This window comes from Mucilaginibacter lacusdianchii, from assembly GCF_009770985.1.
In the GTDB taxonomy this organism is placed as follows: domain Bacteria; phylum Bacteroidota; class Bacteroidia; order Sphingobacteriales; family Sphingobacteriaceae; genus Mucilaginibacter; species Mucilaginibacter lacusdianchii.
In genome coordinates, this window is record NZ_WSRW01000002.1 from 1,120,726 (window position 1) to 1,132,995 (window position 12,270).

The 12,270-nt window shown below is 41.9% G+C and carries 14 protein-coding genes; 8 read left to right on the forward strand and 6 right to left on the reverse strand.

Going from position 1 to position 12,270, the window contains the following annotated elements; translation table 11 throughout:
- Nucleotides 1–120: 120 nt before the first annotated feature.
- The 4 genes from GPM24_RS22290 to GPM24_RS11635 are packed head-to-tail and all read left to right on the forward strand — an operon-like array spanning nucleotide 121 to nucleotide 4,991.
- Complete coding sequence (locus tag GPM24_RS22290; RefSeq protein ID WP_255459115.1) at nucleotides 121–252, forward strand: hypothetical protein; 132 nt, start codon at nucleotides 121–123, stop codon at nucleotides 250–252.
- Nucleotides 224–1,405 carry an anti-phage 6A-MBL system MBL-fold protein gene (mblB, locus tag GPM24_RS11625; protein WP_158826918.1) on the forward strand — a complete coding sequence of 394 codons (1,182 nt, stop codon included), beginning with the start codon at nucleotides 224–226 and terminating at the stop codon, nucleotides 1,403–1,405. The genes GPM24_RS22290 and mblB overlap by 29 nt, the downstream gene beginning before the upstream one ends.
- A complete protein-coding gene (cap2-3, locus tag GPM24_RS11630; RefSeq protein ID WP_158826919.1) occupies nucleotides 1,296–3,671 on the forward strand; it encodes an anti-phage 6A-MBL system cap2_3 protein in 2,376 nt (791 codons plus the stop codon). Before mblB ends, cap2-3 begins: the two co-directional genes overlap by 110 nt.
- Nucleotides 3,672–3,683: 12 nt before the next feature.
- Nucleotides 3,684–4,991, forward strand: a complete 1,308-nt coding sequence (locus GPM24_RS11635) for a patatin-like phospholipase family protein (RefSeq protein ID WP_158826920.1) — start codon at nucleotides 3,684–3,686, stop codon at nucleotides 4,989–4,991.
- A 237-nt stretch (nucleotides 4,992–5,228) separates the two neighbouring features.
- Here GPM24_RS11635 and GPM24_RS11640 read toward each other — a convergent pair whose 3' ends face one another.
- Nucleotides 5,229–5,483 carry a hypothetical protein gene (locus tag GPM24_RS11640; protein ID WP_158826921.1) on the reverse strand — a complete coding sequence of 85 codons (255 nt, stop codon included), beginning with the start codon at nucleotides 5,481–5,483 and terminating at the stop codon, nucleotides 5,229–5,231.
- 297 nt (nucleotides 5,484–5,780) lie between these two features.
- Between GPM24_RS11640 and GPM24_RS11645 the strand changes: the two genes are divergently transcribed.
- From GPM24_RS11645 to GPM24_RS22350, 4 genes are all read left to right on the forward strand, one after another.
- On the forward strand, nucleotides 5,781–6,428 hold the full coding sequence (locus GPM24_RS11645) for an ankyrin repeat domain-containing protein (RefSeq protein WP_158826922.1): 648 nt from the start codon (nucleotides 5,781–5,783) through the stop codon (nucleotides 6,426–6,428).
- Nucleotides 6,429–6,490: 62 nt separating this feature from the next.
- The gene (locus GPM24_RS11650; protein ID WP_158826923.1) at nucleotides 6,491–6,853 is read left to right on the forward strand and encodes an ArsR/SmtB family transcription factor; all 363 of its coding nucleotides are present in this window, start codon (nucleotides 6,491–6,493) and stop codon (nucleotides 6,851–6,853) included.
- On the forward strand, nucleotides 6,850–7,458 hold the full coding sequence (merTP, locus tag GPM24_RS11655; RefSeq protein ID WP_158826924.1) for a mercuric transport protein MerTP: 609 nt from the start codon (nucleotides 6,850–6,852) through the stop codon (nucleotides 7,456–7,458). The genes GPM24_RS11650 and merTP overlap by 4 nt, the downstream gene beginning before the upstream one ends.
- A gap of 1 nt (nucleotide 7,459) precedes the next feature.
- Complete coding sequence (locus tag GPM24_RS22350) at nucleotides 7,460–7,675, forward strand: GDCCVxC domain-containing (seleno)protein (RefSeq protein WP_158826925.1); 216 nt, start codon at nucleotides 7,460–7,462, stop codon at nucleotides 7,673–7,675.
- Between the two features lie 145 nt (nucleotides 7,676–7,820).
- Here the strand turns inward: GPM24_RS22350 and GPM24_RS11665 are convergent, their stop codons facing one another.
- The 5 genes from GPM24_RS11665 to GPM24_RS11685 all read right to left on the reverse strand — a co-directional run bounded on the left by GPM24_RS11665 (nucleotide 7,821) and on the right by GPM24_RS11685 (nucleotide 12,266).
- Nucleotides 7,821–9,056 (reverse strand): IS110 family RNA-guided transposase, encoded by a 1,236-nt coding sequence (locus tag GPM24_RS11665; RefSeq protein WP_158826926.1) that lies wholly within the window; start codon nucleotides 9,054–9,056, stop codon nucleotides 7,821–7,823.
- Nucleotides 9,057–9,175: 119 nt separating this feature from the next.
- Nucleotides 9,176–10,009: a DNA adenine methylase gene (locus GPM24_RS11670; RefSeq protein ID WP_158826927.1), complete on the reverse strand. Its 834-nt coding sequence runs from the start codon at nucleotides 10,007–10,009 to the stop codon at nucleotides 9,176–9,178.
- A 21-nt stretch (nucleotides 10,010–10,030) separates the two neighbouring features.
- On the reverse strand, nucleotides 10,031–10,231 hold the full coding sequence (locus GPM24_RS11675) for a hypothetical protein (protein ID WP_158826928.1): 201 nt from the start codon (nucleotides 10,229–10,231) through the stop codon (nucleotides 10,031–10,033).
- Nucleotides 10,232–10,537: 306 nt separating this feature from the next.
- Nucleotides 10,538–11,395: a hypothetical protein gene (locus tag GPM24_RS11680; RefSeq protein ID WP_158826929.1), complete on the reverse strand. Its 858-nt coding sequence runs from the start codon at nucleotides 11,393–11,395 to the stop codon at nucleotides 10,538–10,540.
- A gap of 259 nt (nucleotides 11,396–11,654) precedes the next feature.
- A complete protein-coding gene (locus GPM24_RS11685) occupies nucleotides 11,655–12,266 on the reverse strand; it encodes a hypothetical protein (RefSeq protein ID WP_158826930.1) in 612 nt (203 codons plus the stop codon).
- Between the last annotated feature and the right edge of the window lie 4 nt (nucleotides 12,267–12,270).

The following is a 12,270-nucleotide window of genomic DNA, read 5'->3' on the forward strand; positions in this document are numbered from 1 at the left end:
TTAATATAAGCAAATTTTTTTTACATTTCACGAAAGAACTCATCGTATAGCCGGATTCTGGATAAAATTTATTGTTGGGCAGGTATACCCTGCCCCTTTTTATCACCAAAACAATTAATAATGAAAAAATTGTTTACCGTTGGCTATACGAGCCGGCCGGGAGCTGTATTGTGCTTTCCGTCGCCGAAAGTACCATTGTTTTTAACCAGCTCAACTGAGCTGAATGTTGGATCGGAGGTGCAAAGTGCCTAATCCGTCTATTAAGTATTACGCTGTGAATAATGGCGACATGTCATTGATAACTCTTGCAGATGGTACACGCATTCTGATTGACTGCAAGCTCACCAAGCAATCAGATGAGAGTGAAGATCCAAAAATCCACGATGCAAAAAAGGACCTGCTCAATTCAATTCAAAAAAGGGATAATAACTACTATGTAGACGTATTTATTCTTACGCATGGGGACAAAGACCATTGCCATGGTTTTAAGGACAACTTTTACCAAGGGGACCCTGCCAAGTATAGCAAAGCAGACCGCGACAAAAACCTGATTATTATGGATACGATGTGGTTCTCCCCGATGATAGCCGAGCAGTATACTAATGATGATGAGGATGCTCATCAGCAGGAAGCAGAACGCAGATTGGATCTACACCGTAGGAATCACCCTGACAAAGACAAACCAGGGAATCGGATTAAGATTATCGGATATGACAGTAGTAAAGAGTATCAGGATTTGAATCACATGCGTGCCGTTCCGGGAGACATTGTTACAAGGTTTAACGATAGAGACCAAACTACTTTCTCCATTTTCATACATGCACCATTTAAAATAAAGCTTGACTCCCCTGACAAGGACAAAAATTCTGCAAGCATCGTCTTTCAGGCCCGGTTTAAAGCTTACAGCTGGAGCACTGATTTTTGCTGCCTTGCTATGTTTGGTGGCGATTCCGACCATACTACTTGGGCTGAGATTTTGGACCGTACTAAACGGTATGGCAATGATAAAAAGGAGGTTGCATTAAATTGGCACCTGTTTTTGGCTCCTCACCATTGTTCCTGGACTTTCTTTAATGAAACATCGGATCCTGAACCTCAATCCACTTCGCTGGAAGTACTTGATTATGCGCAAAAAGGTGCATGGATAATTGCCTCCAGCAAGAAAATTGTAAATGATGACGACAATCCGCCTTCTGCCAAGGCGAAAAAACAGTATGTTGCTAAACTCGAATCATCAGGCAAGTTTTTGAATACCGCGGTAGAACCTTCAGAGTCAGCACCTGAGCCTATTGTGTTTGACATTACTGCAAATGGTCCCGCTAGAGCACCTCGTAAATCAACTGGTAGTGCCAGCGGTTCGGCTGGTGGCTTTGGTGCTGCTGGCACTATTATCACGCAAGGGTAATATGTTGTATAGCCAAAAACTTGAAGTTTACAGCGGTCCATTGTCGCCTGCTGTTGAACAAGCTATTATTGATATAAAACAATACTTTGGGGTGTCGGACCTCAAAGTATTGTCTTTTGACAGATGGCATATTGTTATTCCGGTAACTTACGAGGTTTCTTTACCCAGCAATGGTGCAGTCAATAATATTGATATAAGACCAGAAGAACCGATGCTGATAAAGTTATCATTAGAAGATTACCCTAATTTTGCGCCGTTCATCTTAAGTGATCGCGAGGATTTTCCAAAATCCCAACTATCCCACCTTTATTTTACAGAAGAAAGTGAACCGGCACGACTTTGCATGGTGCGTGAAACGCCTAATGAGTGGTTTGCAAGAATTAAAATGAGCGACTTTTTAGATGTCGGTCAACAATGGCTGTACAAGGCGGGTACGGGACTATTGAATGAGGACGGTGATGAGTTTGATCCTACCAGAGTCGAAGGTAATGTTTTGGCAAAACATGTCTATAAATACGATATGCTTTACGAAGTGGTAAAAGGCGACCAGCGTCTTTTACCAGATTACCCTATGGCAATTTTAATTTCCGGCTTTGCAAAAGCCTCAAATAAGCGGCCGTATTATAAAACCCTGATGCCGGTACCCTTTATTGTACTTCCTAAAGTTTTGGAAGCTGTTAGCGAGGTGTACAACCCAGAAAAGCAAAATGAAGGGCAAAATAAAGAGAATCCTTTGTTTTCAGTGTTGCTCTGGCATCCGGACAATAAGGTCGAGGAATTATACCTTACAAAAAAACCGGCAACATTCGCCCATTTGAAGACTTTCTTTTCTATAAGGGGTATAGACATAGGAAACATTTTGGCAACCTTAGAAAAGCAAGGAGTGTTGATCAAGCTTGGTGTGCCTATTATTTATGCTATGCGAAGGCCCAACAAAGTGATTGGTTACAATGGTGAGTATGAGTTCTTTAATTTTGTGCTAATCATGTCACAAGGCGGAGTAGCGGCGATTAAGGATACAGACGAGGTCATCATTCAAAGCCATATAGAGCCTTTCGGCTCCATGCTTGCGGGTTATATTTCAGGAAAACCTAAGTCCGCCTCAACTTTATATGTTGGAGCGGGGTCATTAGGCTCAAAAATGATTATGCATGATGCACGCGCAGGAAATTTACATATAGGTGTTCAAGACAATAAGCCGCTGCTACAGCATAACTTGGTTCGTCACGAATTATTTGCGCAACATGTTGGTCAGAATAAAGCTAAAGCAATTGTCGAAACTATAGAAAATTTTTACACCACAGAAAGCACGGATGGGCTTAAAGCATATGAGCAAAGTGTTGTATTAATGAAAGCTGACGATTGGGAGCCTTATAAATATCTCGTTGACACTACCGCAAGCCGTCAGGTAAGTAATTACCTGACCTTAACAGATTTGCCTTCTCAACTTAGATATATCAAATCAGAAATTGCGGATGAGGGGAAATTAGGCCTGTTGTATGCAGAGGGTTCTGATAGAAACCCGCGAATGGATGATCTCCTTTATTACACATGTTATCTGGCAACAAAAGATCAAAAATTAGCTAATTGGCGAAGAGCTGACGCAAGCAGGAAAATTGAAACATTAAATATTGGCCTTGGTTGCAGTTCAGCAACATCTATTATGGCTGATGATCAAATCAGTTTACATGCAAGCGCGTTCTCAAGAACTATCGTTGGCCTTAAACATCAGGACGCAATAAAAAGCGGAATTATCTTTACCTGTCATGCAGAAAATGCGAGCACAGGTATAGTGCTTTCAAGTAATACATTCGATGTACAACCATTTGAGGTTTTACCATGTCAATCCGGTAGTGAATGGTCAGTTCGAATGCTGTCTGGCACGTGCGAAAGACTTCTCAAATTATCTAATGATCATGCACCTGTAGAAACAGGTGGCGTATTAATTGGAATCGCAAATTATAAGACGAAAGTTGTTCATGTATTCGATATCCTCACTGAACCCCAAGATAGCCAAGGTACCTGCACGGGTTTTAAACGAGGGATTAAAGGACTACCGCAGGAGGTGGAAGCTATAAAAAATGTAACAGGCGATGTAATTGGATATGTGGGTGAATGGCATACTCATCCAATGGACCTGAAACGCTTGAGTCAAAAGGACATGGAGACCATAAACGACTTGAAAGTTTTAAACAGGAAGGTACCTATACCAACCTGTGCTTTGATTGTAACGACAGATGAGGTATTACCGTTTGTTTTCGAATGATATTGACTGGAGATGGTTGGTAGAAAAAGATTTGGCGTAGCACTTTCCGGAGGAGGATATCGTGCTGCTGGGTTTCATATCGGTACTTTAAAAACCCTTCACAAGCTGCAATTACTTGACAAGGTTGATGTGTTATCGACAATTTCGGGCGGCTCCATAACTGGGGCCGCCTATTGCCTTCACCAAGGCAACTTCCTGGCTTTTGAAGCCGAGATGATAGAAATTCTAAGTACTAAGAGCGTTATAAAATATGTACTTGGATCCTGGCTGTTTTTAAGGGCAGCTCTACCATCTTTGATAACCATACTCCTTTCAATTTATTTGTTATTCACAAAATGGGCTTTCTGTTCAATTTTCATCTTGGGATTATTTTTCTATTTATTAATCCGTTTCCAGTTTAAATTATTTCCCCTCAGCCGTATAATTGAAAAAGCTTATAATAGGTTTTTCTTCAGCGGTGAGACTTTAGAGGCACTATGTGACCGACCTGAATTGGCGATTGGATCTACCAACTTACAAACCATGCGCCATTTTACTTTTTCGAAACGTAAGATGGAAGACTCTGTTTATGCATATTATCCCAAGCCCATATTATTTGATAACAAAGGCTTTCCCATTTCAAGAGCTGTAATGGCTTCAACTTGTGTCCCTTTTGCATTTACGCCAGTGTACATAAATGCTGAATTCTTTAAAGACCCCAATTTAGCAAGCACAGTCAAACCAATGTTAGTAGATGGCGGTGTTTACGACAATCAAGGTGTGCATAAGATAACTCAAAACAACAGTTCTTATGCCTGCGACATCGTTCTGGTTAGTGACGCGGGCAACAAAGTACCTTTTGACAAATCTTATAACAACACATTTACCTTACTATTGAGAACAGTAGAAACTTTCATGGTCAGGATTAAGAATTTTCAGATGATTCAAAATATTTATAATGCTGATAATAAACGAGAGGTGGCTTATCAATCACTTGGATGGGATTTAGAGGGGTGTGTCAAGGGGTTTTACGATAACCTTAAAAATCGTAACATATCTTCTGCGCTTGCATCTGCACATAACTTACAAGAAGAATGGATTGATACACCGCATTTATATAAAGAAGCAATCATTAAGCATTTATCTGCCAACTGCAACTTGCAAAGCATATCAGCAAATTCATTATCTCCTGAACGACTTTCTTGTATTCGCCAGATTGGGACTAACTTGACAGTGCTAAAAGCTGAACTTATAAAGGATATGATTGTTCATGCAGAAAATCTTACTGAGTTACAATTACGCTTATACTGCCCGTCATTATTTTCCAAGTCGGTGAATTAAATTTGAATAGCTTCGAGTAAGCTATAGAAAAACAGATTGCTAAACTTAATATGTTAGACATATCATGTGGTTTTACGACTAATTACAGCAATCACGATTCAACTGGAATAGGCTTTGCAACAAGACAACCTCTTTAATTTGAGGCAACTAAACTATAAAAACCGTTTGCGCATTCATCATTTACCTGTACAGTATTTTATTATTGATCAGAAATCATATAAGCATAACTAATTTAACTTAGGATCCAAGGCCAATAACTACTTCAAAGGAAACCAGCGCTTTTGTTGGAGGTTCAATCATTTTATCAATTCCGAGTAAAACTGCTGAAACGTTTCTTGACTGAAGTCCTTTTTCAAAATAATAGTGAAAGGTCATTTCGTGTTCAGGATTATTAATGTTTAGTTGCTTTAATAATGTTTTTTCCTGATCGGTTACGGGAATAAGTTCGATAACAGCCTTGGTTTGACTTACTGGTTCGTAACGATAATTCATAAAACATATTGTATTTGGAGATCAGTAAATATATCAATTACCAATTACGATTTTACGATTAATATAAGTTATCAGTTTCTATTGATAATCCAATTATCTATATTCTAAAGCCGGTCTACAAATCGATAAGCCTGGTGCTTAAAAATGGCTAGTCAAGTCAAAACATCAGTCGTTTAAAATTTAAATCAAAACTTTGTAAATTGCGCACCTAAATTGGTAATTCTACCAATTTAATTGTGATAAGGTTCCTCTAAAAATAAATTGGTTGTAACTTTGCAATAATTCCATTGAAGCAGCATGCTTAATCTATTAGAATTAATCAGCACCGCAAATGATCAGGAAATCAGGGATACCCTTTTTCGTAATCCCGGTTTAACAAACGAAGGTATTTCACTTTGCGGCAATTCAGATGCTAAAAAAGGTCATCCGCTGCACCGTGTATGTGATGCAGTGTTTGCAGGTAATATTACCGATGAACGAGCTATAGAAATCGCAAAAATACTTTTAGAGTTTGGTGCCAATATCGACGGGAACAAGGCTTCAGGCGATAACAACACGCCTTTGATCGCGGCTGCAAGTCTACATGCTGAACAGTTGGGCATCTTTTACATTGAACAGGGAGCAGATGTATTTTATGCCGATAACGAAGGCGCCACTGCATTACACTGGGCGGCTTTTTGTGGACGAGATAAACTTGTCGGCAAACTTATTGCAAACGATGCTGACATCAATCTGCAAGACCGCAATTTCCAAAGTACACCAATTGGCTGGGCGCTACATACTTTATCGTCTGAAGATACCGACAATTTGCACAATCAGTTGGCTTGCATGAAGCTTCTTTTGAAAGCAGGCGCTAACCAAACTATTTTGGATGCCGATAGCAAAAAACACCTTCGACGCATTGCGCAAAACGACCTTGAATTAGAAGGGTTACTGCTCGATTAAAATAATATAAGTATTTAAGTATTTGCTTAAATACTTATATTTGCCTTTTTAATTGAGTATATATGAGTGCATGCAGTCGCATATTTGCAGATGTTGGGCAGATCGAAAATTGCCGGACGATCATCCAAAACAACCAAACCACCTTTACCGAACTTTCTCGAATGCTGGCTTTAGCAGGCAATGAAGTGCGGCTCAAAATACTATATCTGTTATACAAGGAGCAGGAGCTTTGTCCGTGTGACCTTAGCGATATACTGGAAATGACCATTCCCGCCGTATCGCAGCACCTGCGCAAGCTTAAAGACGGGAACATTGTGAAAATCCGAAAGAGCGGCCAGACTATTTTTTATTCACTTTCTAATGCCGTGCTTTTAATGCCTCTATTCAATTTATTGCAAACACCTCTAATTTTAGAAACAACATGATAAGAACCACCGCAAGTAAAAGCTGGATACCGGGAGTAATCGCTGCAATGGCAGCATCCTTATGTTGTATTACGCCATTAATTGCATTTTTAGGCGGCATCAGCGGCATAGCTTCCTCCTTTTCCTGGGTAGAACCGGCAAGGCCATACCTGATTGGATTAACCTTTGTCGCATTCGCATTTGCGTGGTATCAGCAGTTAGGCAGAAAAACAAAGATAGCGGACTGTGACTGTGAAGAAAAGCCTGCATCTTTCCCGCAATCCCAAAAGTTCCTGTTGATCGTAACCTTGTTGTCCGTTGTCCTGATGGCGCTCCCTTATTATTCATCATTACTGTATGGTTCTTCCCGAGAGCAAGCGATGCCAGCAAATCAGGCAGATAATATTAAATGGACAACGTTTGCGGTTAAAGGGATGGGATGCGCGGATTGCACCAGGCATATTGATGGCGAGTTAGCCCGATTGTCCGGTGTTATTAAGGCGACGACATCATTTGATAAAGCTATAACTACCGTTGGATACGATTCTCGAAAAATTTCACCAGATAGCCTGAAAAATAAGATTAATCAGATTGGTTATCGGGCAACTATCACGCAATCTAAGTAACATGACCAAAGAAATTCAAGTGCAATCGGCTATCACCTGCCCTCACTGCGGACACATAAAGGAAGAAACGATGCCGACCGATGCATGTCAGTTCTTCTATGAATGTGAGAACTGCTATACCGTACTGAAGCCCAATACTGGCGATTGCTGTGTTTTCTGTAGTTTCGGCACAGTAAAATGCCCTCCCATACAGGCAGGAACATCATGCTGCGGATAAATTGACCTATAGAAAAGTTTCCGGCAAATAATTAACAAGTTTCCTCTGCGTTCTCGGAGAACAAGCCTGGATTCTGATTGGTATTGGCAACTTAGGTTACAGACTATTGTGTTCTAAAACCTTATCCGTCCTTTTAATATTATGCTTACTGTTGAGTGGATGGCCACAGTTTACCAGCTTGTCTAAAAGCTGCGGCTTTTTCCTGCATATCATGATAATAGGCAACACCTTTTTCTTTGTAATGCGTGAGCGTTTGTATCGTATTGTAAACCACCTTTAACATTCTTCGGGCAATTGCGATGATCGCTTTTTGCGACTTCATCCTTTTGCGCATACGCTCAAATAGCGCGTGCCAATAAGAGTTCTTTACTCTGACCGCTGCCCATGCAGCACTAACAACGGCAGTCTTTAAATAGGAATTTCCTTTTTTTATCGATGTACTGCCTTGTCGCCCGGCACTTTCGTTATTGCCGGGGGCTAAACCGCACCAGGCGGTAAAATGATCTGCTGTAGGAAAGCGGCTCATATCGCTACCTGCCTCGCTTAAAATGATTTCGGCAGAACGTTGTGCGATGCCGGTAATGGTGTCCAGGCATTCGAAAGCAACTGAATAGTGTTTGGCAATATTCTCATCGATCAATGTGTTTAGTGTTTTAATCTGTTGCTGAATATGGTCGAAATCCTGTAGCAGCATCTGCAACTGTGTTTGATGGTGTTCTGCCAGCGTACCTTCCAGTGCAAGTAACATATTATCTCGTTTGTTACGCGCCCGGCCTAAAGAGCAATTTGCAAGTTGTTCCTTATCCGTTATTCCGAGCGATAATAATCTAATGATACTCATAGCAGTCTTCGTACAAATAGAACTGATTACCGAACGCAGCTTGATATTGTTACTTTCAAGTATCTTCCATAAACGGTTCTGTATTTTGTTTTGCTGCCGTGAATAAAACAATCGGCTTCGGCAATAATCACGCAAAACCCGCTGCTCGGATGTTGGCATAAAACTGGGTCGAACCAACCCGTGCATGAGTAGCATGCAAAGCCATCGCGCATCTTTACGATCTGTCTTACGCTTGGGAATCTGCTTGATGTGCGTTGGATTTGCGACGATTACAGAGATACCACAATCAGTAAGAATGGAATACAAACTCATCCAATAAATGCCGGTACTTTCCATCAGGCAATGTTCTACCTCATTCGCCTTTAGCCACGCTTTTGCCTTTTGTAGCTCGCAGGTGAAAGTTCCAAACTCTTTTAACTCCTGGCCGCTGCCGTCTTTGTTCGCAATAAAACAAACGATCTTGTCTTTATGAATGTCAATCCCACAAGCTTTGTCAAGTTGTGGCAGAATGGTCATGTCGGTCGATTTCTGTTGCTTCATTTAATGTCCTCCTTTTTAGAAAAGACATTTTTATTAGCCTGGGTGTTTGCTCATAATCATATCCCTTAGGTTACGCCCGGTTACAGCAAGTGAAGCCGGGCGTTATTTTTACCACAATTTCAAAATAGCAACTGACTATAGTTTTGTGCCAGATGAAATGGGTAATTAGCTACCAGCATCTCCGTTTTTAATTTTTTCTTCCGGTGCTTGGCATTCACAGCAATAGGCTGAAGAATCGGCAGTTCCGCCCAGGAATATTTTTTGACGTAGCGGGCCAACACTTGGGACGGATAAGCTGAGAGCAAAAATCTTCCTTTTATTTTAGCCAGTAAAGACAAAAGATTCTCAAAATCCTGCTCTGAATAGCCGTTATAGTGCCCCATATCTGAATTAAAGTATGGCGGATCGCAATAAAAGAAACTCTGTAAGGTATCCCTGCTCTGGATAATATACAAGGCATCAGCGGACTCAATCTGGCAATTCTGTAGCCGTTTAGCCAAGCGCAAGGTAAACTGCTCAATCTTGTTAGCGACAGTTTGAGGAACGGTGTTGGTGATTTTGTCATAACCCCAGCCACCATCGAGTATTGATCCAAAACTTTGAAGACTCAGCACCCATATGGCCCATGCGCGTTTAACAGGACTGAACAAATCCGGATTATTGTAAATAACAGTAGCCTGGCGGTGTAAATCGCGGCTATGGAGAGTGACTTTGATTTCCTCAAACAATGCCCGGTAATCCTGCTTGAGAATTTTGTAGAAGTTCATCAGCTCACCATTGGTATCGTTCAGCACTTCCACTTCGGCTGGCCGCTTGGCAAAAAAGATGGCGGCTCCACCAGTGAAGGGTTCCCCGTATAAATTATGCGGCGGAATCAGGGTTAATATCTTTTCAGCAAGCTGCTGCTTACCGCCATAGTAACTGATCGGTGTTTTAATTAATATGTTACTCATGTTAAGAAATTTAGGTTATGCTTAAAGCACTTCCGTTAAATTAAGATTAATTACAGATTCGTTCATCTCCAGGGAAATGCGGCATTTGACACCCGGTGTGCCGATACTGTGTACTTTAAATGTTTTGCCGTTGTAAGCCGCGTAGGGAGAATCATCAGCAACCTGGACCATAACGGTTCCGGCCGCCCGGATACGGTCGACTTTTGCAAGTATATGTTTCATGGTCTTAAAAATTGAGGTACGGGAAAAAGCCCGGTGTCAGCAGCCAGCCCGTTTGTAAAACGGGGATCTGTAGGCTGCCGACTCCGGGCGCGGGTGCCTGGAAGGTATGCAGGCGATCCGGCGCAAAAGCGTCCCCGGCGATAGCGGGTACGTATGCGCAAAGGGTTAGCCGGCATTCCTGCCGGACAAGGGTTGAAATGGGCTTGAATTACAGGCCAATCTGTTTAAATTGGTTATTAGTTACTGCTTCAATTCTTTTGTATAGATGGACACATCGTTATTTAAAAAATTGTAAGATGGGGTAACTTACCGGCCTCTGGAAACGACATTGTCTGCAGAACGATCCTGCACAAAGTTATGATCCTGTTCAGGCGCCTCCTGGTGGTAAACTGTTGTTGTTTTAACCGCAGATCGTTCCACGGCTTTTTCAGGCCAGATATCTTCATCCCTGATTTCCCGGCCATTTTTATCAAAAATATCCATTGACTTCATGACCGGGTTGGCAGCAATGTTTACCGGAATGCTCTTGTTACCTAGTTTGATCTCTGTTGACCAGTAATTACCGCTGCGCAACGCCTGCAGTCCTTCGGTGCGTGAATCCTCCTTAGCCAGGGCTTTAATCGGATACTTGTCCAGGGTGTTTTCCAGTTGGAAACCATATTCCGGCCTGAGTACCTTCAGCGGATGGTTGCCGAAAGCATCGGTAACATCCAGCTGCAACTTGAACCAGGCTTTGAGCTTCTCCGACTTAGCAGCATCCGGTTCGCTGCCTTTTGGACGCACATAAATATCCTTTTCGAGAGACAACCCCGAGAGTAATTTATAAGCCTGTAAAGCTGTTATCCGGTGATCCCTATCCAGATCAAAAGTTTGTTTCCGGGGAACGGATTCACCTGTTTTGTGAAGGGTAACATCCATCGCGTTCAGGAAATAAGTATCACCGTTTTTCTGCCGGTTGTAATGCAGTTGAAACTGGACCACATCTGTTTTGAGGGCGTTAATGTCCTTATTGTCCAGCGGCCGGTGGACGTTGTTGATGCCCAGGGTAAACTGAGGCAGTTCGCGGCTGATCGCTGTTTCCAGCACACCGTTTAGCTTGTCGCCAAAGCCGAGGTTTCCCTGCAATTTTTGCAGGTATTCTAAATTCTGCTGATTGATTGCCATAAATAATAAATGAATAGATAAAATATTATGTGGTGGTGAATGGCTCCCGGTTTACAGCCGCTCTCCCGGCTAAATATTTTCCCAAGTGAGAATTCGTTCTGCCTGGGCTTTATATACCGTGTCAGCCAACTCGTTTAGGTAAAAAATTGTAAGTCATACCTGCATTGCTGATGATAGAACTTTTGGACTTAATTTACAGGTAACCGACCATCTGTCTACCTATGCTCAGATAGTATGGTCAACATGTTGTTTGGATAGCTCAGGATTCATCAGTATTCATCAGGGTATGAATAAACGAAGATTGCCCTTGCGGAGGCTTATGCGTGCGGATACCGGACCGGAGGCCTGTCACTTTTTCAAACTGGTGTAAGGAAAAAAAATCCGGGTTGAAATAGAATGTCCTGCCACGGAAACTGGCTACAAGCCATTGTTCTTCCAACCTGAATTTTGCCGGATGAGCTTTGTACCAGGAAGCAACCCGGGCATCCGTAATCTTACCGATCAGGTCGGAACCAAAAAGCAAATGCCAGTGGGTCTGCGGATATCTTGCCTTCAATTGGTCAACCTGTGACCTCTCTGGCAATAATCCCAATGCGGCAAATGCCTGTTGTTCTCTAATATTATTCAACATACCCGGTTGCCTTGATACAAAACTTATTAATTCGGCTGCGGAATAGCTGATGTACAGATCAGAAGCCAGCTGAGATAATTCACCCGCCAGCCAGATTTCCGTAGTGGAGGGTAAAAGATGTATTTCAGGCGACCATATTTCATTTACGCGGGTGCTGTAGGGAATGATGAGTTTGTCCTCCCCAGCAAGGTTCAGAAATGGGCGAAAAAAGGAGATAACTTCTGGTCTAAAATGTACCATGAAG